Origin of the sequence: Massilia aurea (assembly GCF_024753205.1) — a bacterium.
In the GTDB taxonomy this organism is placed as follows: Bacteria; Pseudomonadota; Gammaproteobacteria; order Burkholderiales; family Burkholderiaceae_D; genus Telluria; species Telluria aurea.
The window spans coordinates 647,537-669,237 of record NZ_JANUGZ010000004.1; the positions used below are offsets into that span (position 1 = coordinate 647,537).

The following is a 21,701-nucleotide window of genomic DNA, read 5'->3' on the forward strand; positions in this document are numbered from 1 at the left end:
GCCGTCTTTTTCATCTCAACGGGTCTGGTTGTGCCACATCCCAAGAACAACAATATCTTCCTTGTTGGCCTGATGGGGGCAGGGAAGACCACGATCGGTCGATTGCTTGCTCGCAAGCTCAATCGCCGCTTCGTCGACGCCGATCACGAGATCGAAGCGCGCACCGGCGCGACCATTCCGTGGATCTTCGAGATCGAGGGCGAAGCCTGCTTTCGCCGGCGCGAAGCCGATGTGATCCGCGATCTCTCGGCCCAGCAGGGGCTGGTGCTGGCCACCGGCGGGGGCGCCGTGCTCGATCCGAAGAGCCGCGCGCTGCTGGCCGAGCGTGGCACCGTGATCTACCTGCGCGCGTCGATCGGCAGCATCCTGCAGCGCACCGCGCACGACAAGAACCGCCCGCTGCTGCAGACTGCCGACCCGCGCGGCAAACTCGAGCAACTCTGGACCGAACGCGATCCGCTGTACCGCGAGATCGCCGACCTCGTCATCGACACCGGCAGGCCTAACGTACAATCGATGGTTCAAACCATATTGGACCAGCTGGCCGCGCAGGAAAACGCCCGCGCGCGCAAGCATGCAAGGACAGCAATGAACGAACAGGCACACATCACTCTCAACGTCGAACTCGGCGAGCGCAGCTACCCGATCGAGATCGGCGCCGGCCTGCTGGACGACGCCGCGCTGCTGGCACGCCACATCGGCGGCCACAAGGTCGCGATCGTCACCAACACCACGGTTGCCCCTCTGTACCTCGACAAGGTCGCCGGCCACCTGCGCGCGGCGGGCCGCGACGTGCTCGAAATCGTTCTGCCCGACGGCGAAGAACACAAGAACTGGCAGTCGCTGAACCTCGTCTACGACGCGCTGCTGCAGCACAAATGCGACCGCAAGACCACGCTGGTGGCGCTGGGCGGCGGCGTGATCGGCGACCTGACCGGCTTTGCCGCGTCGAGCTACATGCGCGGCGTGCCATTCGTGCAGATCCCGACCACGCTGCTGGCGCAGGTCGATTCGTCGGTCGGCGGCAAGACCGGCATCAATCACCCGCTGGGCAAGAACATGATCGGCGCGTTCTACCAGCCGCGCGCCGTGATCGCCGACACCGCCACGCTGGCCACGCTGCCGGCGCGCGAGCTGTCGGCGGGCCTGGCCGAAGTGATCAAGCATGGCGCGATCCTCGACGCCGATTTCTTCGACTGGATCGAAGCCAATATCGAGCCGCTGATCGCGCGCGACCGGCACGCCATCGGCTACGCGATCGCCCGTTCGTGCGAAATCAAATCCGACGTCGTGCGCAAGGACGAGCGTGAAGGCGGCCTGCGCGCGGTGCTCAACTTCGGCCATACCTTCGGTCATGCAATTGAAAATGGCCTCGGGTACGGCGCCTGGCTGCACGGCGAAGCCGTCGGCTGCGGCATGGTGATGGCGGCTGACATGTCGGCGCGCCTGGGCCTGATCGAGCCGGCCGCCGTGGAGCGTGTGCGCGCGCTGGTGCGCGCCGCCGGCCTGCCGGCCGTGGCGCCGGATCTGGGCGAAGCGCGCTGGATCGAGCTGATGGAAGTCGACAAGAAGAACGAGGGCGGCGAAATCCGCTTCATTCTGCTCAAGCCACTGGGCAGCCCGTCGATCACGACCGCGCCGCTGGACGTGCTGCGCTCGACGCTTGCGGCCTGCAGCGCATGAGTAGCCTGATACGCGACTTCGACGCCGGCCTGGCCCCGTATGCAGCGCATTCGGCCCAGTCGCGTGGCCGCACGCATGCCGAGCCGGGCCCCGGTTCGCGCAGCGAGTACCAGCGTGACCGCGACCGCATCATCCATTCGACCGCGTTTCGCCGCCTTGAGTACAAGACGCAGGTCTTCATCAACCACGAAGGCGACCTGTTTCGCACGCGCCTGACGCACAGCATCGAAGTGGCCCAGATCGGCCGCACGCTGGCGCGCAGCCTGCGCCTGAACGAAGACCTGGTCGAAGCCACGGCGCTGGCGCACGATCTTGGCCATACGCCGTTCGGCCACGTGGGCCAGGATGTGCTCAACGAATGCATGAAGGACTTCGGCGGCTTCGAGCACAACCTGCAAAGCCTGCGCGTGGTCGACCATCTCGAAGAACACTACGGCGCCTTCGATGGCCTGAACCTGACGTTCGAGACGCGCGAAGGCATCCTCAAGCACTGCTCGCTGAACAATGCGCGCCAGCTGGGCGACCTGGGCCAGCGCTTCATCGAGCGCAGCCAGCCCAGCCTCGAAGCCCAGCTGACCAACCTGGCCGACGAGATCGCGTACAACAACCACGACATCGACGACGGCCTGCGTTCGGGCTTGCTGACGATGGCGCAGATGGAAGAAGTCGAGCTGTTCGCGCGCCTGCATCGCGAGGTCGAGGCGCGCTATCCGGGCTTGCCGGGCCGGCGCGCGCTGTACGAGACGATCCGCCTGATGATCACCGCGATGACGGCCGACCTGGTCGAAACATCAGCGCGCCTGATCGCCGAGGCAGCGCCAGCGACCATCGACGACGTGCGCGCCGCGCCGCCGCTGATCCGCTTCTCGGACGCGATGCGCGCCGAGACCGTGGCACTCAAACGCTTCTTGTACGCGAACCTGTACCGCCATTTCCAGGTCAACCGCATGCGCGTGAAAGCCAGCCGCATCGTGCGCGAACTGTTTGAAGCGTTTCTGGCGGATCCCGTTCTGCTGCCGGGCGACTACCAGGTGCAGGGCGACCCGCACAAGCAGGCGCGCAAGATCGCCGACTACATTGCGGGCATGACCGATCGCTATGCGATCCGTGAGCACCGCCGCATTTTCTCGCTCGATCACTTCTAGGGCCGCGCGCAGCCACAAGTTAATGGCTTCGGATTTTCAATTTATTTAATTTTTCACGGAGCGTGAAATCTCATAAAAATTGAAATTTACGTCGGTTCCTCGAATGGAGTTCAGTTAGCCAAGGCCACAGAGCGAGATCGGTTTGAACGCGTGGGCGGCATAGCCACCCACCCTACGACCAATGAGTCTTACTGGCTGAACAGGCTTGGCTGCGACAAATCCAGCAACAACTTCTTGACCGGCGCCGGCAACGGCGCATCAGCAATCGCATCGAGCTTCCACCACACGTGCCCGGCGCCATGCTCGCCACGCGTGGCCAGCGTCACCGCGAACGGCGCGATGTGCAGCTTGTAGTGCGTGAACCCGTGCATCAACGGCGTGAGCGCGCGCACTTCGTCAATCGTGCCGAACGTGCTGCTGGCGGCCGCAATGTCCGCCGTGCAGACAGGATCGGCATCGCCGTCCATCGCCACATGGCCGCCCACTTCCGGCAGCGACAAGAGGCCGCCCCAGATGCCTGTTTGCGGGCGCTGTTCGAGCAGCACTTCGCCGCGGTCGATCAGCACCAGCATCGCGGTGCGTTTTTCGGGCGTCGTTTTTTTGGGTTTGCGCACCGGCAGTTCGGCCGTGCGGCCGGTGGCGAAGGCCACGCAGCGCGCCTGCAGCGGGCAGCGGCCGCAGTCGGGGCGCGAGCGCGTGCACAGCGTGGCGCCCAGGTCCATCAGGCCCTGTGTGTACGATTCGATGCCGCCATCTTCCGGCAGCAGCGCTTCGGCGCGGCGCCACAGCGCATCCTCGACCGGCTTGATGCCGGGGTAGGCGTCGATGCCGAACACGCGCGCGAAGACGCGCTTGACGTTGCCGTCCATGATCGCGGCGCGCACGCCGCCCGAGAAGGCGGCGATGGCGGCGGCAGTGGAGCGGCCGATGCCGGGCAGGTCGGCCAGCAGCGCCGGATCGCTCGGGAACACGCCGTCGTAATCCGCCACAATGCGCTTGGCGCAGGCGTGCAGGTTGCGCGCACGGGTGTAGTAACCCAGGCCGCTCCAGTGGGCCATCACGTCCTCCGCCGGCGCTTCCGCCAGCGCGTGCACGGTCGGGAAGCGTTCCAGGAAACGGGCGTAGTAGCCCAGCACCGCGGCGACCTGGGTCTGCTGCAGCATGATTTCGGACAGCCAGACGCGATACGCGTCGGTGGTGTTTTGCCATGGCAGGGTGTGGCGGCCATGGCTGCGCTGCCAGTCGATCACGGCCCGGGAAAAGGTCGGATCGGCCAGCTGGTCAAACTCGGTCAGTCGCTTCATGCAGTCGTGTAGTGGGCTTCGGCGCTGGTGGCCGTCGCGGAGTTGGGTAGGGTGTCGGACAAGGTCGCGGTCACGCCGGCGGCCAGCGCACCAAGGCGCGTGCGCGTGACGTCGAGTTCAGCCTGGCCGCTCTCGAAGGCGCCGATTTTCTGTTCCAGGCTGTCGCTGGCTTCGTGGATGCGTTTCACCGTTGCCTGACGCTGGCGCAGGTTGTCGCGGTGCTGGCGGATCTGCGCTTCGAGCGGTGCGTTGGCCACTTTCAGCCATGCTTCGATATCGGCGTTGGCGGCGCGGTACACGCGGCGCACGCGCGAAGCGATCGAATCGAAGAAGCGCTCGAGTAGCGTGGCGCGGCTGTTCATCCACAAGGTGGCGGTGCCGAACTGGCGCGAAAAGAGTTCTTCGATGGCGTCGATCTCGTCGCGGTGGCGCGCCAGTGACAGGGTCGGCGGCAGGCCCAGGCTCATGCCATGCTCGGCGGCGAACTTGCGGTGCATCGCGTCCATCATCGACGTGATTTCCGTGAGTTTGGCGTCCGCCTCGGCCAGGCCGGCGCGGGCGCCGTCGAAGTAGTTGCGTACCGGCGCGCGCATGCCGGTGGCAAAGCGCACCGCGCTCATCGCCACGCGCACGGTCTCGGTCCGGTCCTGCAGCACGTCCATGCCCAGCAGCGTGTACAGCTCGGTCGACAGGCGTGTGAACACGGCGCGCGTGCCTTGCAACTTGAACAGGCCGGCATCGAATTCCTTCTTCTCGGCCTCGACCCGGCGCACCATGTGCGCGATCACGCCCTGGTTCTTGCCGCGCAGGCTGCGCAGTTCCTGCAACTGCTCGACCAGCTCGCGCAGGCGCGTGGCCACCAGCATCTGCTGGCTGGCCACCAGCGCATCAAGATCGGTGTGCAGCTGGCGCTCGACGATCGCGCGCCGCGCCGGAATCAGTTCATGAAACAGCGCCGCTTCGAGCGCGCCCAGACGGCTGCGCTCGAACAGGGCCATGTCGCCACCGATGCGGCCAACCAGCGCCTTGTGCGCCGACACCGGATACACCTGGCTGGCCGCGAGGCCCAGCTGGCGTGCCACGTCGTGCTGCTGGCGCGCGATATCGGCGTCCACCGCCTCTAGCGACTTGAGCTCATCCCACATGGCGTCGATCTTGTTGAGCACAGCCAGGCGCCCCGGCCCGGCGCCGATGTGCGTGCGCCAGACTTCGATGTCGCTCTTGGTCACACCCGTCTCGGCGGCCAGCACGAACAGCACCGCATGCGCGTTCGGGATCAGGTTCAGCGTCAGTTCGGGCTCGGTGCCGATGGCGTTCAGGCCCGGCGTATCGAGGATCACCAGGCCCTGCTTGAGCAGCGGGTGCGGCAGGTTGATGATCGCGTGACGCCAGCGCGGGATCTCGATGGTGCCATCCGGGTCAAGGCTGGCGGCCAGGTCGGGATCGTCGGCGTCGTACAGGCCGTAGCGCTGCGCTTCGACGGTCGAGACGCGCCGCGTCTGGCTGACCTGGCGCAGCGTGTCGTGCATGGCCGCCGGCGAGTCAAGATCGAGCGGGAACACGGTCCAGGCGGCAGGGTCGTCGCGGTAGTCGCCGGTGGACAGGTGGCCGGCGCGGGTGTCGATCGGCAGCAGGCGCAGGCAGGGCGCCAGGCTTGCATCCCACAGCAGTTCGGTCGGGCACATTGTGGTGCGGCCGGCGCTGGACGGCAGGATGCGCTGGCCGTAGTCGGCGAAGAACAGTGCGTTGATCAGCTCGGTTTTACCGCGCGAGAATTCGGCCACAAAGGCCACCGACAGGCGGTCGTCACGCAGGCGCCCCAGCGCGCGCGCCAGCAGCTGCTCGCCGGCCGCATCGATCAGCCCGGCGTCGCGCAGTGCGCTGCCGTAACCAGTGAGGGAGGCGGCGACCCGGGCGCGCCAGGCGCCGTACTGTTGTAAATCCTGCATCGTGTTTGCTCGTAGGGATGACTAGCGCTGGCACTGGGCGCAGTAGAACGTCGAACGTTGCCCTTGCTTGATCTGGCGTACCGGAAGCGCGCATTGGCGGCAGGGCACGCCTGCACGATCATAGACGAAATATGTCTGCTGGAAATATCCAGACTGGCCATTTACAGCAATAAAGTCACGCAGCGTGCTGCCGCCCTGGACGATCGCTTCGGCCAGGATGACGCGGATCGCTTCGGCCAGCCGGTCGTAGCGTGCGCGGCTGATGCGCGAAGCCGCCGTCTTCGGGTTGATGCCGGCCCGGAACAGGCTTTCGCACGCGTAGATATTGCCCACGCCAACGACGATGTCGCCGGCCAGCAGCACCTGCTTGATCGGGGCGCTGCGGCGGCGCGTTTCGCGAAACAGCAGGGCGCCGTCGAAGCCATCGGCCAGCGGCTCCACGCCCAGGCCGCGTAGCAGCACGTGCTCGGCCAGCGGGCCGTCTTCGTTGGCATGCCACAGCACGGCGCCAAAGCGGCGCGGGTCGTTCAGGCGCAGCACTTGCCGGCCCTCGGGACCGTCCACGACCAGATCGAAGTGATCGTGCGTGCGCGGCTCGATGCCCGGGGGCAGCACGCGCAGATGGCCCGACATCCCGAGGTGGATGATCAGGGTGCCGTGCTCAAAATTGATCAAAAGATATTTGCCGCGCCGCCCGATGTCCAGGATGCGGCGGCCTTCCAGCAACGCGGACAGACCGGGCGGGAAGGGCCAGCGCAATCCTTCGCGACGGCAAATGACGTGCTCGACGATGCGGCCTTCGAGATGGGGCGCGACGCCGCGCCGGGTAACTTCGACTTCTGGGAGTTCAGGCATGCCTAAGGGGATTCGTGTAGAGTCAGTTGACGGCGCAGCGCATGCGCGGCAGGTCTGCGCATGAGCGTAGAATCAAACTCACTTTGGACTTCTGGACTTGCTTTGAAAAACGCTTTCGCCATTGTAACCCTCTCCGGTCTGTTGACGGCATGTGCTGTCGTACCGCAACAGCACTCCTTTGCCGCCGATGTCCAGGCCGCGTCCACCCCCGCCGCCGAGCCCTTGCTCGATGACGAAGCACAGGCCGCCAAGCAAAAAGCCGAGGAAGAAGCCCGCCTGCCGAAAGTCGAAATGACCCCGGTCATGCTCGACCAGTTACTTAAGGCCGAATTTGCGTTTCGCAATGGCGACTGGCAAGGTCCGTACCTCACGGTACTGAGCCTGGCCCAGCAGACGCGCGATCCCCGCCTGGCCCGGCGCGCTGCCGAGATGGCCGTCGCTGCCAAGCAGGCCGACGACACGCTCGCCGCGGTGCGCCTGTGGTACCGGCTCGATCCCGAATCCGACGAAGCGACCCAGTATTTCGTCGGCATGGTGGTCACGTCCGAAAAGATCGCCGAGCTCGAGCCCGTGTTCGAAGAACGCCTGCGCGAAGCGCCGGCCGCCCGGCGTGGTGTCCTGATGTTCCAGGTCCAGCAGTTGCTGGGCCGGGCCAAGGACAAGGACGCCGCGCTGGCCATGCTCGAGCGCCTGATCGAGCCCTACGACAAGATGATGGAAGCGCGCATCGTGCGTGCCCAGATCGCGCTGGTACGCGGCGACAAGGCGCTGGCCCGCACTTACGCCCAGTCGGCGCTGGCCGCCAAGCCCGATGCCGAGATCGCGCTGTTGATGCTGGCGCAGGTCACCGACGACGAGGCGCAGGTGGTGGCCATGATGGAGAAATTCCTCAAGACCTATCCGAAAGCGAACGATGTGCGCGCCGCCTATGCCCGCGTGCTGGTCAACCGCAAGGATTATCCTGCGGCGCGGCGCGAGTTTGAGTCGCTGCTCAAGGTGCAGCCGGACAATGCGGCGACGCTGTATGCGCTGGGCATCCTCGCCACCCAGACGGACGATGCGCCTGGCGCCGAAACCTATTTCACGCGCTTCGTGGACGTGCTCGGCCGCAATCCGAACGATGAACGCGACCCGTCGCGCGCGCTGCTGATCCTGTCGCAACTGGCTGAAGAGCGGGGCGACCTGGCTGGCGCGCTGCTGTGGCTGAACAAGGTGCCTGAGAACACCGACGAGCAAACGCGCTTCAGCGCACAACTGCGCCGCGCGCATTTGACGGGCAAGGGCGGCGACCTGGCTGCTGCCCGTGCGCTGCTGGCCGAGGTCAAGCCGACCGAGCCGGCGCGCCAGGCCCAGTTGATGGCGGCCGACGCGCAACTGCTGCGTCAGGCTAATCAGCTGCCGGAGGCGTACGCCGTGATGGAAGCGGCGGCGCAGCGCTTCCCGAAAAATCCGGATCTGCTGTACGACTTCGCGCTGTTGGCCGAAAAAATGGGCAAGGTCGATGTGATGGAGGCGCAGTTGCGCGAAGTGATGGCGCAGGCACCCGACAATCACCACGCCTACAATGCGCTCGGCTACTCGCTGGCTGAACGCAATGTGCGCCTGCAGGAAGCCTACGGGCTGATCGCGAAGGCGCTCGAGATGGCGCCGGACGATCCTTTCATCATGGACAGCATGGGGTGGATTCACTACCGCATGGGCAACTTGAACGAAGCCGAAAAGTTCCTGCGCCGCGCGTATGGCGTGCGCAAGGATGCTGAAATCGGCATTCACCTGGGTGAAGTGCTGTGGCAGAAGGGCGATAAGTCGGCTGCTCAGGCACTCTGGCGCGATGCCCGCGCCAAGGACCCGCAGAACGAGGCCCTGCGCGAGACGCTGACCCGCCTTGGCCTGTCCTTGTGAAATAATCCACTTCCTTCAAATCTTCGGGGCGCTCTTTTGCTGCCCCTTTTCGCTGCCCCATGATGCTGCTTACCCGACGCCTCGCCATCCTCGCCCTTGCCGCCACGGTTTTGACCGGTTGCGCGACAAGCACCGCCAACCTGTCCACCGCCACGGTCGGCGCGTATCGCGAAACCATTGACCTGGCAGGGCGCCTGTCGGTGAACTATCAAAAGGATGGCCGGCCGGAATCGATCAGTGGCAGTTTCAACTGGGAGCAGCGTCCGGGCACGATCGACGTCACCCTGATGTCGCCACTGGGCCAGACGGTCGCTGCGATCAATGTCACGCCAGGCTCGGCCACGCTCACGCAGGCCGGCCAGGAACCGCGCACAGCGGCCGACATCGATAGCCTGACCCAGCAGACGCTTGGCTGGCCACTGCCCGTGTCAGGCCTGCGCGACTGGCTGCAGGGCTATGCGGTCGATGCAGAGGGGAAGCGTTTCCGCGCTTCCCCGGCCAGCAACAGCGTGACGACCAAGGATGGCTGGCGCCTGCGCTTTGTCGACTGGCAGGCGGCCGGCGGTGGTGACGCAGCGGCCGGCGCTGCCGCGGCTGCCCCGGTGCCGCGCCTGATCCAGGCCGAGCGCGCCGCTTCGGGCGACATCCAGGATCTGGCGATCCGCATCGTCGTCAATCCGGCGGCTTGACCCCCATGCGCATGCGTTCCCTGCACGATTGCCCGGCCCCGGCCAAACTCAACCTGTTTTTGCATGTCATCGGCCGGCGCGCCGATGGCTACCACCTGCTGCAAAGCGTGTTTCAATTAATCGACCGCACCGACCGTCTGCACTTCGACCTGCGCGACGATGAACGCATCGTGCGCACGACCGATGTGCCTGGCGTGCCACATGACCAGGACCTGATCGTGCGCGCGCTGCGCCTGTTGCAGGCAGAATTTGCACGCCGCCATGGGCGCCTGCCGCCTGGCATCGATGTAGCGGTCGACAAGATCCTGCCGATGGGGGGCGGGCTGGGTGGTGGTTCGTCCGATGCCGCCACGGCGCTAATGGCCGCAAACCACCTGTGGCAGGCAGGCCTCACCCGCGAAGAATTGATGGCGCTGGGCTTGCCGCTGGGCGCCGATATCCCGTTCTTTTTGTTTGGCGAGACGGCGTTTGCGGAAGGGGTAGGGGAGGCCTTGCAGGCCGTGGACGGCCCCGATTGCTGGTATGTCGTGCTCGAGCCCGGCGTCGCCGTGCCAACGCCTGCCATTTTTTCTGCGGTAGATTTGACAAGAGACGCAAAGCCGGTCAGAATAGCGGACTTTTCCAGCCACACCAATTCAGGCAGCATGGTGGGGTTTGGTAAAAATGATTTGCAGAACGTGGCGATGCGCCTGTTCCCGCCGGTAGCTGAAGCGGTTGAATGGTTGAGCAGCTACGGTGATGCCAGGATGACTGGCTCAGGGGCATGCGTGTTTTGCGCAGTCTCCAGCGAAGACGCTGCCAACCAGGTGTTGGCGCAAGTGCCGCAGAAGTATGCGGCATGGAAAGCGAAGTCGTTGAAGACACACCCACTGAAAAAATCGCTCTTGCAAATCAGTGAGTTGTAGAATAAAATTTTGCCTGTCGCGACGCTGAGCAGCACAGAAGATGTGCAGCACAATGTGAAGCGGCAAGCACTACAGGTCGTGTAGGGGAATCGCCAAGTTGGTTAAGGCACCGGATTTTGATTCCGGCATTCCAAGGTTCGAATCCTTGTTCCCCTGCCAAAGTTTTCTTGTTCTGTCGATGCCGATGCGTCCAGCAAGAGAATCGCGATGCGGTGCCAAGCGCCACATCAGCATGTTAATCAGCCGGTATAGCCGGCTGATTGTTTTTCTACTGTATTAACGCTTCTTACCTTTTGGGACTCCCATGGCTTACGAAAACCTGATGGTTTTTACCGGCAATGCCAATCCGGCGCTAGCAGAAGGGGTCGCAAAAAGCCTCGGTATTCCACTCGGCAAGGCTGTCGTCTCGAAGTTTTCTGACGGCGAAGTCATGGTCGAAATCAATGAGAACGTGCGCGGCAAGGATGTCTTCGTCCTGCAATCGACCTGCGCACCGACCAACGACAGCCTGATGGAAATCATCCTGATGGTCGACGCTCTCAAGCGCGCCTCGGCTGGCCGTATCACTGCAGCGATTCCTTACTTCGGTTATGCCCGTCAAGATCGTCGCCCGCGTTCGGCGCGCGTTGCGATCTCGGCCAAGGTCGTAGCAAACATGCTGGAAAAAGCCGGCGTCGAGCGCGTCCTGATCATGGATCTGCACGCTGACCAGATCCAGGGTTTCTTCGATATCCCGGTCGACAATATCTACGCATCGCCAATCCTGCTGAGCGATCTGCAGAAGCGCAACTACGACGACCTGCTGGTCGTCTCGCCAGACGTCGGCGGTGTGGTGCGCGCCCGCGCCCTGGCCAAGCGCCTGGGTTGCGACCTGGCGATCATCGACAAGCGTCGCCCGAAGGCGAACGTGTCCGAAGTGATGAACATCATCGGTGAAGTCGAAGGCCGTAACTGCGTGATCATGGATGACATGGTCGACACCGCAGGCACGCTGTGCAAGGCTGCCGAAGTGCTCAAGGAGCGCGGCGCCAAGAAGGTGGTTGCTTACTGTACGCACCCCGTGTTGTCCGGCCCGGCGATCGAACGCATCGCGAACTCGCCGCTGGATGAACTGGTCGTCACCGACACGATCCCGCTCAGCGCCGCCGGCGCCGCTTGCGGCAAGATCCGCCAGCTGACCTGCGCACCGCTGCTGGCCGAGACCTTCAAGCGGATCGTCAAGGGTGACTCGGTCATTTCGCTGTTCGTCGACTAAGTTCATATCGACGTCGTTTTTCACGGCGCGCCTGGCTAAACAGCCGGCGCGCCGTTGTAGCATCCAGGTTTTCTGTATCTTTTGAGCGCGTAACAATGCGCTCTTTCCTGACTGCCCCTGGTCGCGGGGGTGGTCGCCACTTGGCTACCGGGCTGTTGATCGTTTTCTTCGGCATTCGGGCCTGTTTTATTTTTGGAGTATCACATGAAAGTAGTCGCATTCAACCGCACTCTGCAGGGGACCGGAGCGAGCCGCCGCCTGCGTAAAGCTGGTCAAACGCCAGGCATCATCTACGGTGGCGCAGGTACGCCTGAGCTGATCGCCCTGGACGGCAACGCCCTGTGGCACGCGCTGAAAAAAGAAGCGTTCCACGGTTCGGTTCTGGACCTGGAAATCGACGGCAAGACCCAGCAAGTCCTGCTGCGTGACTTCCAGATGCACGCGTTCAAGCAACTGGTCCTGCACGCTGACTTCCAGCGCGTCGATTCGTCGAAGCCAGTGCACACCAAGGTCGCTTTCCACTTCGTCAACGCCGAGAACTCGCCAGCCGTCAAGCTGAACAGCGCTGTCATCTCGCACGTGCTGAACGAGCTGGAAGTGTCGTGCCTGCCAGGCCAACTGCCAGAGTTCATCGAAGTCGACCTGGCAAACCTGGAAGCCGGTAACTCGATCCACACCGACGATCTGGTCCTGCCAGAAGGCGTCACCGCACTGACCCATGGCCAGAACCTGACCATCGTCACCGCAACCATCCCACGCGGCGCAGTCACCGCTGAAGAGACCCCAGCTGCCGAGTAATCGCAGCTGACGCGTCGCTCCGGCGACGCATCGCACAGAAACCCGCCGCGGCTTGCCCGGCGGGTTTTTATTTTTTGATTTGCACGTTTCGGCGATAATCGCCTTTTCTCGACAGAATCTCACGCATGTCCATTCGACTGATCGTTGGCCTCGGCAATCCCGGCCCCGAGTACGAACAAACCCGCCACAATGCCGGCTTCTGGCTCGTGGACAATCTCGCCAATGGCTTGCCTGGCTGCCGTCTGCAGCGCGAATCGCGTTTCAACGCCCTGGTCGCCAAGACGTCGATTGCCGGCAACGACGTCTGGCTGCTCGAGCCGCAGACCTATATGAACCGTTCCGGCCAGTCGGTAGGCGGCCTGGCGCGTTTTTATAAAATCAATCCGGATGAAGTGCTGGTCGTGCACGACGAACTCGACCTGCCACCGGGCGTTGCCAAGCTCAAGAAGGGTGGTTCATCCGGTGGCCACAACGGTCTGAAGGACATCACGGCCGCGCTGGGTACCCAGGACTACTGGCGCCTGCGCCTTGGCATCGGCCACCCGCGCACGATGAACCTGCAGCAGGTGGTGGCTGACTTCGTTCTGCACCGCCCGCGCCGCGAAGAGCAGAGCCTGATCGAGGAATCGATCGACAAGAGCCTGCACATCATTCCGCTGGTCTGCGAAGGCAAGTTCGACACGGCCACGATGCGTTTGCACACTGCCTGACAGACAGGTGCACGGCCAGCTTCAGCCGCGCCTGAACACGACCTGTGAGCGCAGGTCGCGTAGCATGCGCTCAAGTGCGGGTCGCATGCGCCGGTAGTCGTCAGGCGTGCAAGTTGCCGCCGTGTGGCGGAACTTGAGCTGACGCTGCACCGTCACCAGCGCGCCGCGCCGTGCATAGCGCGAGTGGTAGGCAAAGTTGGCGTCGTCTACATGCACGGCGCGGGGCAGTGCCTGCACAAGCGAGCGCGTCGGCAGATGAAAGCGCACTTCGTCCTCGGCATCGATTGCCGGGCACACGAAGTCCTGGTGTCGCTCGTGCTCCTGCGCGAACGTCAATACGGCATCGCCCAGGCTACCCTTTAGATCGTAGGTCGTGGCCAGCCGCGCCGGGCCCGGTGGTTGCGTGAAACCGTTTCTGGCGCCGCGCGACGATATTGCGGCATCGCCGCCCGGGACGTTTCGGTACGGTTCTGCCAGGGCGCCACTGCCGGTGCGCGTGACCGTAAAACGGCTGCTGCCATCGGGCTGGATGGTGAACTGCGTGAGCGTTCGACTTTGCGCGTGCTGGAAGAAGGGGAGCATCGCGAACTCGCCCGAGCGCGTCAGCACCGCCGGCTTGCCGAGCAAGGTCGCTGGCAAGAAGCCGCCGGCCACGCTGTTGGCCGTCGAATCGAGATACAGCTGCAGCGACGGCACGTAGACGATCGCGTGATTGAGCACGCCCAGCGTCGGCGCGGCAGGCAACTGGTAGGCGTTGCCGTTGTTGACGAGGGCAACGGTGCTGTCAATGCCGGCGCTGGCCAGCAGGGCGACGAGCAGCGTCGCGTGGTCCTTGGCGTCGCCGTAGCGGTTCGCCAGAACGGTGGCCGCCGCGTGCGGCACCACGCCGCCGGGAACAAGGTGCACACCCACATAGCGCACGTTGCGGCGTACCCAGTCGGACAACGCGATCGCACGCGCACGGGGCTCGGTCACATCACCAGTCACGCGCGTTGCAAGCGCCGCCACCATGTCGTCGGTCAGCACGCGTGCGCCCACGCGGTCCTGGTAGGCGCGGGCGAGGGCGGCGTAATCGGCGAAGGTGGAGACGGCGAGCCGATTGCCGTGGTCAAGTTCGCTGACCGAGCCGACCTCGATCCGGGCATTGTCGCCATCGAGATAGCGCCAGGCGTAGCGGCGCTTGCCGGCGGCGGGCGCGGGCAGGTCAGCGGCGGCGGTCGGGACGAAACCGGCGGCGTCGGCATGCAGCAGCATCGCGGCCGGCATGTCATAGACCAGCCGGAAGTCGCGCTGGCGCTGGAGCCTGGCACTGGACAGGTCTTCGAAGTGGCCGCGAAACAGCGGCGTATGGCGCCGCACGACATAGCGCACCGCCACTTGGTCACCCACGCCGACATCGGGAAACACGACAATCTTCAGGCGTGTGTTCTGGAGCATTGGAGCGTCGACCGAAGCGGCTTGTTGCTGGTCGCGGATCTGGTGCGGCTGCACAGCGAGCCGGCGCCCGTCGGCCTTTTCGGTATGCGCCTCGATGGCGATGATGCCCTCGAGCGCCTGGTTGTAGCCGATCTCGTACCGGGCGTGGTCGTGCAGCGCATCGCGCTGGGCGATGGTTCTGGTTTGTTCGACCGTGAGCAGGTAGGCGCCACTGGGTTCGACCACAAAGTGCCGTACGTGGCGGTCGACGCCCGTATCACGCGCGCATGCCGGCTGCAGGCCCAGTAATGGCCACAGAAGCAGACACAGCATGACGACAAAGCGCAGCATCATGACAATCTCCCGACACACGACCGACCCATGGTACGGGGCGGCGTCCATGCAGGATTGATGTCGCGCAAGCGGCTGCTGCTGGCCGGACTTCTGCGATAATTTCACGATGAGAGCGCTTACCTTCCAGGCTGGCCCACTTGCCATGGCCCAGATCGCCGCGCATGGCTTGCGCGCGCAGGACATTGCCATCGTGCCGGCTGCAGCCGGCGGCCCCAAGGGCCTGATCTTCGCATCGCTCGATGCGTGGCTGTTCGGCGAGTGGTTGCCCACGGCGCCGCGCGAACGGACCCTGATCGGCGCCTCCATCGGCGCCTGGCGCATGGCCGCCGCGTGCCAGAAGGATCCGGCAAAGGCGTTTGCCCGCCTGGCCGAACTCTACACCGGCCAGCGCTACACGCGCCTGAAACCCAGTGCGCAGGAGATCGACGATGTCGTGCAAGCCCTGCTGGCCGAACTGGTGAGCGGGCATGAAGACGACATCATCGGACATCCCCATCACCGCCTGCACATCCTGGCTGACCGTGGCCTGCGTTCGCTCGCCGCACCGGTCGGCCGCCACGCCGAACTGCGCGGCTTCGCCTCGGCCGCGCTGCACAATGCCGGCTCGCGGGCCTGGCTGGGGCGCTTGATGGAGAGGGTGGTCATCCACGATGCGCGCAGCCAGGCACCATGGTTGCGCGAGCCGTTCGACCGTTTCACGACGCATTTTTCGGCACTGACGCGCGCAAATCTGGCCTCTGGCCTGCTGGCCTCGGGCACGCTGCCCTTGATCATGAAAGCAGTGACGGATATCGCCGAGGCGCCTCCCGGCAGCTACTGGGATGGCGGCATCATCGACTACCACCTGGCCTTGCCGTATGCGCGCGCGGCCGGCGCGGACAAGAGCGAACTGGTGCTGTATCCGCATTTCACCGATCACATCGTGCCAGGCTGGCTCGACAAGAGCATGCCGTGGCGACGCGCGGCGCGCGGCCCCAACCGCAGCTGGCTGGAGAATGTGCTGCTGGTGACGCCTTCTGCGGAATTCCTGCGCTCGCTACCGCGCGGCAAATTGCCGGACCGGACCGACTTCACGTCATTCGGCCTCGACCACGACGAGCGCATCCGCGTCTGGCGCCGCGCGATCGGGGAGGGCGAGCGCCTGCGCGATGAGCTGGCCGAATTCGCGCTGCGGCCCGACCTGGCGCGCATCCAGCCAATCTAGCTTGTCACTGGGGCAATCGCGAGCGTTGCAGCACGGGGGCGGTGCGCCTTTTTTTTCAGCAGAAAAGCCGGTCCGGGTTACAATGCAGGGTTTAGAGCGGTTCATTGATCGCTCGCTTTTTACCGAATCAGAAAGAGTTCTCATGACCCTCAAATGCGGCATCGTCGGCCTGCCAAACGTCGGCAAGTCCACCCTGTTCAACGCGCTGACCAAGGCCGGCATCCCGGCTGAAAATTATCCGTTCTGCACCATCGAACCGAACGTCGGCGTCGTCGAAGTGCCGGATCCACGCATGGATGCGCTGTCGGCCATCGTCAAGCCGGAACGCATGGTCAACGCCATCGTTGAATTCGTCGACATCGCCGGCCTGGTCGCCGGTGCATCGAAGGGCGAGGGCCTGGGCAACCAGTTCCTGTCGCACATCCGCGAAACCGACGCCATCATCAACGTCGTGCGCTGCTTCCAGGACGACAACGTGATCCACGTGGCCGGCAAGGTCAGCCCGCTGGACGACATCGAAGTCATCCAGACCGAGCTGGCGCTGGCCGACATGACCGCCGTCGAAAAAGCCATCCACCGCGAAGGCAAGAAAGCGCGCTCGGGCGACAAGGATGCGGCCAAGCTGGTTGCCATCTGCGAACGCCTGATGCCGCACCTTGACCAGGGCAATCCAGTGCGCACCATGGGGCTGGACGCCGACGAAATGGAAATGATCAAGACGCTGCACCTGATCACGGCCAAGCCGGCGATGTTCGTGGCCAACGTGTCCGACACGGGCTTCACCAACAACCCGCTGCTGGACCTGCTGACCGCGTACGCCAAGGAGCAGAACGCCCCGATCGTGGCCATCAGCGCCGCGATCGAGTCCGAAATCGCCGAGATGGACGATGCCGACAAGGCCGACTTCCTGTCCGACCTGGGCATGGAAGAGCCGGGCCTGGACCGCCTGATCCGCGCCGCCTACAAGCTGCTCGGCCTGCAGACGTATTTCACCGCCGGTGTGAAGGAAGTGCGCGCCTGGACCATCCACGTGGGCGACACCGCGCCACAGGCGGCTGGCGTGATCCACACCGACTTCGAACGCGGCTTCATCCGCGCGCAGACGATCGCGTATGACGACTTTTTGGCGTACAAGGGCGAGGCCGGTGCGAAAGAAGCGGGCAAGATGCGCGCTGAAGGCAAGGAATATGTCGTCAAGGATGGCGATGTGTTGAACTTCTTGTTCAACGTCTGATCTGCGCCCTGGATACCCGGCGCGCTACCAAAGTAGGGTGGACGGCTATGCCGTCCACGCGTTCAAACCAACCTCGCGCCGTGGTATGGCGAAAGCGGGTTGAACGCGTGGGCGGGAAACCCGCCCACGCTACGACATTGGCCCTGCTGGGCCTTTTTTTACGCCGCCCGAGATTGAGCACATGGCCACCCTCACCGAACTCGTTATCTACCCGATCAAATCCTGCGCTGGCCTGTCCGTCCCTGAAGCCCGTCTCGCCCTCGACGGCCTCTCGGCCAACGGCGTGCACGACCGCGAATGGATGTTGGTGACGCCCGACGGCCTGTTCCTGACCCAGCGCGAAGTACCGCGCATGGCCACGGTCACGCCGCGCATCGACGCCACAGCGCTGATTGTCAACGCCCCCGGCATGCCACCCCTGCACCTGCCACTGGCGCACGACGCTGCCGCACCCACTGTCGAAGTGCTGCTCTGGGAAGACCGCATCCCCGCCGCCGATTGCGGCGACGCGGCCGCCAGCTGGTTCACCACCGCCCTCAAAGCCCCATGCCGCCTGGTGCGCTTTCGCCCCGACGTCCACCGCCCGACCAGCACCAAATGGACAAAAGGCGTCCCGGCCGCTACGCGCTTTTCGGATGGCTATCCGATCCTGCTGATCGGCCAGGCGTCGCTCGACGATATCAACGAAAAACTCGCGCAGGCCGGCCGCGCCAAGCTGCCCATGAACCGCTTCCGCCCGAACGTCGTCGTCGATGGCATCGCCGCGTTCGAGGAAGATTTCGTGGCTGCCTTCCACGGCGACGGAATGACGCTGCGCCCCGTCAAGCCGTGCGCGCGCTGCCCGATCCCGGCGGTTGATCAGGCCACCGGCATTCCCGGCCCCGATCCGCTCGACATCCTGCAAGCCTGGCGCGCCAATCCGCGCATGGACGGCGCCGTCACGGTGGGCATGAACGTGATCGTGCAGGAGGGCATCGGCCAGACGCTGCGCGTCGGCCAGCCATTGAACGTCGAGCTCGCTTTCTAGACGGACCGCGCTACTGTCGCAAAATCGCCTAACCGCCTGCATGATCAGGCGGTTTTTCGTATCCAAGCTCAGGAACATGGCGTAATGTTACGGTTATTGCTGAAAGGAATTCTTCATGCACGAGCCGAGCGTGTCGTCGCGGGAATTGATGGCGGAAAACGAGACCTTGCGTGCACGCATGGCGTATGTGCTCGAACAGGCCGAGCGCAATCACGAAATCATGTGCCGCCACCAGGCGTTCGACCTGCAAATCGTCGGCGCCAGCAGTTTTCCCGACCTGGTCGGCACGATCTTCAGCACGCTGCCCGTGATCTCGGACCTTGATATCGTCACGCTGTCGCTGATCGACCAGAACGCCGATATTTATACGGTCATGCACCGCCTCGGCGTCGATTTTGAAACGCTGCCCAACCTGATGTTCTGCGAGCACGCGGTCGAGCTTGGCTTTGACATGGCGCCGGAGCGCCAGCCGCGGCCCATCCTGGGCCCCTATGCGCCGGGCCGGCATCGCGCGATGTTCCCGCAGCCGCCGGTCGACCTGCGCAGCGTGGCACTGGTGCCGCTGCTGCGCAACAAGCGCCTGATCGGCAGCCTGAACCTGGGCAGCGCCGACGCAAGCCGCTTTACGCCGGCCTTGGGCACCGATTTCGTCGAGCACATGGGTTCGATCATCGCGATCTGCCTCGAGAACGTGATCAGCAACGAAATGCTCAAGTACATCGGCCTGACCGATTCGCTCACCGGCGCCTACAACCGGCGCTACATGGACCGGCGCCTGGCCGAAGAAATCGCGCGCGCGCGGCGCCAGGGCTACCGCCTGTCCTGCATGTACATCGACATCGACCACTTCAAGCGCGTCAACGATACGGTCGGCCACCAGGGCGGCGACGACGTGCTGCGCGAGGTGTGCACCCGCATCAAGGCCGAACTGCGGATGTCCGATACATTGTGCCGCTTCGGCGGCGAAGAATTCGTCGTTCTGCTGATCGACGCCGACCTGGAAAACGCCAGCATCGTCGCGAACCGCATCCGCACGAGCGTAGCCGGCTTGCCGGTGGACCTGAGCACAGGGGAACAGGTGGACGTGACGGTGTCGATCGGCGTGGCGGCGCTGACCGATTTCGAGCGCGATCACGCTATTGAAGGCGTCGCACAGGAGCTGATCGCGTCGGCCGACGCAGCGCTGTACCAGGCCAAGGCCGCGGGTCGCAATCAGGTCGTCACGTTCACGTGATGCCTACAGCAGTCGCTCCTCGGCGCGGCTGACCGCCTCGCTGTCGCCGCGCAGCACCACGACGTCGCCCGCCGCCAGCAGCACGGCCGGGCCAGGCGCGATATTCTGGCCGCCGCGCCGCAAGGCCGTTACCTCCACCGCCACATCCTGCAACTGCAACGCGCCCAGCGACAGGCCGATTGCGCCGGCCTGCGCGTGCAGGCGCACCGAATGCAGCTTCACCTGGCCATGTTCGAGGTCCGCACCGCTGTCGTCCGCGCCGTGGAAGTAGCCGCGCAGCGTGGCGTAGCGGCCCTTGCGCGCGGCCTGCACCCGGTGCACCACGCGGCGCAGCGGCACGCCGAGCGTGACCAGCGCGTGCGAGGCGAGCATCAGGCTGCTCTCGAGCGCTTCGGGCACCACCTCGGTCGCGCCGGCTGCCTTGAGCACGTCCATGTCGCCATCGTCGTGGCTGCGCACGATCACGGGCAGGGCGGGCGCCAGTTCGTGCACCAGATGCAGCACCTTGAGCGCCTGGCGCGTGTCGGCGAACGTGATCACCAGCGCGCTGGCGCGGTGTACGCCAGCTGCGATCAGGCTTTCGCGGCGCGCCGCGTCGCCGTACGACACTGACGCGCCGGCCGCCTGCGCTTTCTGCACCCGCTCCGGATCCAGGTCGAGTGCATACCATGGCAAGGCTTCTTCTTTCAGCAGCGTTGCCAGGCTCTGGCCACTGCGCCCGAAGCCGGCGATGATCACGTGCTTCTGCGTGGTCATGGTGCGCGTGGCCAGCTGCGTCAGTTGCAGCGACTGCATCATCCACTCGTTGGCCGCGACCTTCATCACGATCCGGTCCATGTAGCCGATGATGAAGGGCGCCAGCAGCATCGACAGCACCATCGAGGCCAGCACCAGCTGCATCACGAACGGATCGATCAGCTTCGAGCCGGATGCATGGCTGAGCAGCACGAAGCTGAACTCACCGGCCTGCGCCAGCGCGAGACCCGTGCGCAGCGCGGTGCCCAGCGGCGCGCCGAATGCGCGCGCCATCAGCACGATCAGGCCCGCCTTGAGCAGCACCACGAGCGCCAGCAGCAGCGTGACCTGCCACCAGTACTGGCTCACCAGGCGCAGGTCGAGCAGCATGCCGATCGTGATGAAGAACAGGCCAAGCAGCACGTCGCGAAACGGCTTGATGTCTTCTTCCACCTGGTGCTTGTAGGGTGTTTCGGAGATCAGCATGCCAGCGACGAAAGCGCCCAGGGCCAGCGACAGACCGGCCTGCTCGGTGATCCAGGCCGACCCCAGTGTGACGAGCAGCAGGTTGAGCATGAACAGCTCTTGCGAGCGGCGCTTGGCCACGATCGTGAACCAGCGACCCATCAGCTTCTGGCCGAAGAACAGCAGCAGTGCCAGCACCAGGCCTGCCTTGAGCGCGGCCAGGCCCAGCGTGATGGCCATGTCTTCCGGATCGCGCGCCAGCGCCGGGATCATGATCAACAGCGGCACCACCGCCAGGTCCTGGAACAGCAGGATGCCGATGATGCGCCGCCCATGTTCGCTCTCGAGCTCGAGGCGCTCGGTGAGCAGCTTGACGACAATCGCCGTGGACGACATGGCCAGCGCCCCGCCCAGTGCGAACGCGGCCTGCCAGGCAAGCGTGAGGTGGGGCATCAGGTAGGCCGCCAGCAGGCCGATGCCCATGGCCGCAGCGACCGTCGTCACCACCTGGCCGAGTCCCAGCCCGAACACGATGCGCCGCATCGAGCGCAGCTGGCCGAGCGAGAATTCGAGCCCGATCGAAAACATCAAAAAGACGATGCCGAATTCGCCCAGCGCATGGGTGGTGGGGCTGTCTTCGGCCAGGGCCAGGGCGTGGGGGCCGATCAGAACGCCGACAGCCAGGTAGCCGAGCATCGGCGGCAGTTGCAGCGTGCGAAAGGCCACCACGCCGAGGACGGCGCAGCCAAGCAGCAACAGGGTAAGTTCGAGACCAGAATGCATGGGGTGAAACGGGCGGTGGTTGTGGTGGCGATGCGCCGTGAGGCGTGCTTGTCA

17 protein-coding genes and 1 tRNA gene are annotated in these 21,701 nt (G+C 64.6%); 13 read left to right on the forward strand and 5 right to left on the reverse strand.

Annotated features, from left to right (window positions below; translation table 11 throughout):
- The first annotated feature begins 72 nt into the window (after positions 1 to 72).
- Positions 73 to 1,683: a bifunctional shikimate kinase/3-dehydroquinate synthase AroKB gene (gene aroKB, locus NX775_RS17960; protein WP_370660599.1), complete on the forward strand. Its 1,611-nt coding sequence runs from the start codon at positions 73 to 75 to the stop codon at positions 1,681 to 1,683.
- A complete protein-coding gene (locus NX775_RS17965) occupies positions 1,680 to 2,828 on the forward strand; it encodes a deoxyguanosinetriphosphate triphosphohydrolase (RefSeq protein WP_258837199.1) in 1,149 nt (382 codons plus the stop codon). Before aroKB ends, NX775_RS17965 begins: the two co-directional genes overlap by 4 nt.
- A 188-nt stretch (positions 2,829 to 3,016) precedes the next feature.
- Here the strand turns inward: NX775_RS17965 and mutY are convergent, their stop codons facing one another.
- The 3 genes from mutY to mutM are packed head-to-tail and all read right to left on the reverse strand — an operon-like array spanning position 3,017 to position 6,936.
- On the reverse strand, positions 3,017 to 4,132 hold the full coding sequence (mutY, locus tag NX775_RS17970) for an A/G-specific adenine glycosylase (RefSeq protein ID WP_258837200.1): 1,116 nt from the start codon (positions 4,130 to 4,132) through the stop codon (positions 3,017 to 3,019).
- Positions 4,129 to 6,081: a dynamin family protein gene (locus NX775_RS17975; protein ID WP_258837201.1), complete on the reverse strand. Its 1,953-nt coding sequence runs from the start codon at positions 6,079 to 6,081 to the stop codon at positions 4,129 to 4,131. Before NX775_RS17975 ends, mutY begins: the two co-directional genes overlap by 4 nt.
- A gap of 21 nt (positions 6,082 to 6,102) precedes the next feature.
- On the reverse strand, positions 6,103 to 6,936 hold the full coding sequence (gene mutM / locus NX775_RS17980; protein WP_258837202.1) for a bifunctional DNA-formamidopyrimidine glycosylase/DNA-(apurinic or apyrimidinic site) lyase: 834 nt from the start codon (positions 6,934 to 6,936) through the stop codon (positions 6,103 to 6,105).
- Between the two features lie 102 nt (positions 6,937 to 7,038).
- Here mutM and NX775_RS17985 point away from each other — a divergent pair, with 102 nt between their 5' ends.
- From NX775_RS17985 to pth, 7 genes are all read left to right on the forward strand, one after another.
- Entirely contained in the window at positions 7,039 to 8,838 is a 1,800-nt protein-coding gene (locus NX775_RS17985) for a tetratricopeptide repeat protein (protein ID WP_307732297.1), read from the forward strand.
- A gap of 59 nt (positions 8,839 to 8,897) precedes the next feature.
- Positions 8,898 to 9,527, forward strand: coding sequence for a lipoprotein insertase outer membrane protein LolB (lolB, locus tag NX775_RS17990; RefSeq protein WP_502572603.1), 630 nt, complete (start codon positions 8,898 to 8,900; stop codon positions 9,525 to 9,527).
- An 11-nt stretch (positions 9,528 to 9,538) separates the two neighbouring features.
- Complete coding sequence (gene ispE, locus NX775_RS17995) at positions 9,539 to 10,432, forward strand: 4-(cytidine 5'-diphospho)-2-C-methyl-D-erythritol kinase (RefSeq protein WP_258837204.1); 894 nt, start codon at positions 9,539 to 9,541, stop codon at positions 10,430 to 10,432.
- Positions 10,433 to 10,514: 82 nt separating this feature from the next.
- Positions 10,515 to 10,591, forward strand: a tRNA-Gln gene (locus NX775_RS18000).
- A gap of 145 nt (positions 10,592 to 10,736) precedes the next feature.
- Complete coding sequence (locus NX775_RS18005; RefSeq protein WP_183554159.1) at positions 10,737 to 11,687, forward strand: ribose-phosphate pyrophosphokinase; 951 nt, start codon at positions 10,737 to 10,739, stop codon at positions 11,685 to 11,687.
- Positions 11,688 to 11,891: 204 nt separating this feature from the next.
- Positions 11,892 to 12,485: a 50S ribosomal protein L25/general stress protein Ctc gene (locus NX775_RS18010; protein WP_183554157.1), complete on the forward strand. Its 594-nt coding sequence runs from the start codon at positions 11,892 to 11,894 to the stop codon at positions 12,483 to 12,485.
- Between the two features lie 125 nt (positions 12,486 to 12,610).
- Entirely contained in the window at positions 12,611 to 13,195 is a 585-nt protein-coding gene (pth, locus tag NX775_RS18015; RefSeq protein ID WP_258837205.1) for an aminoacyl-tRNA hydrolase, read from the forward strand.
- A 21-nt stretch (positions 13,196 to 13,216) separates the two neighbouring features.
- Here the strand turns inward: pth and NX775_RS18020 are convergent, their stop codons facing one another.
- The gene (locus tag NX775_RS18020; RefSeq protein WP_258837206.1) at positions 13,217 to 14,965 is read right to left on the reverse strand and encodes a DUF3857 domain-containing transglutaminase family protein; all 1,749 of its coding nucleotides are present in this window, start codon (positions 14,963 to 14,965) and stop codon (positions 13,217 to 13,219) included.
- Positions 14,966 to 15,071: 106 nt separating this feature from the next.
- Here NX775_RS18020 and NX775_RS18025 point away from each other — a divergent pair, with 106 nt between their 5' ends.
- From NX775_RS18025 to NX775_RS18040, 4 genes are all read left to right on the forward strand, one after another.
- Positions 15,072 to 16,169 (forward strand): patatin-like phospholipase family protein, encoded by a 1,098-nt coding sequence (locus NX775_RS18025; protein WP_258837207.1) that lies wholly within the window; start codon positions 15,072 to 15,074, stop codon positions 16,167 to 16,169.
- Positions 16,170 to 16,311: 142 nt separating this feature from the next.
- The gene (gene ychF / locus NX775_RS18030) at positions 16,312 to 17,403 is read left to right on the forward strand and encodes a redox-regulated ATPase YchF (RefSeq protein WP_258837208.1); all 1,092 of its coding nucleotides are present in this window, start codon (positions 16,312 to 16,314) and stop codon (positions 17,401 to 17,403) included.
- Positions 17,404 to 17,584: 181 nt separating this feature from the next.
- Positions 17,585 to 18,430: an MOSC domain-containing protein gene (locus NX775_RS18035; RefSeq protein WP_258837209.1), complete on the forward strand. Its 846-nt coding sequence runs from the start codon at positions 17,585 to 17,587 to the stop codon at positions 18,428 to 18,430.
- A gap of 115 nt (positions 18,431 to 18,545) precedes the next feature.
- Positions 18,546 to 19,664, forward strand: a complete 1,119-nt coding sequence (locus tag NX775_RS18040; protein ID WP_258837210.1) for a DUF484 family protein — start codon at positions 18,546 to 18,548, stop codon at positions 19,662 to 19,664.
- A 3-nt stretch (positions 19,665 to 19,667) separates the two neighbouring features.
- Here the strand turns inward: NX775_RS18040 and NX775_RS18045 are convergent, their stop codons facing one another.
- A complete protein-coding gene (locus tag NX775_RS18045) occupies positions 19,668 to 21,647 on the reverse strand; it encodes a monovalent cation:proton antiporter family protein (RefSeq protein ID WP_258837211.1) in 1,980 nt (659 codons plus the stop codon).
- Positions 21,648 to 21,701 lie beyond the last annotated feature (54 nt).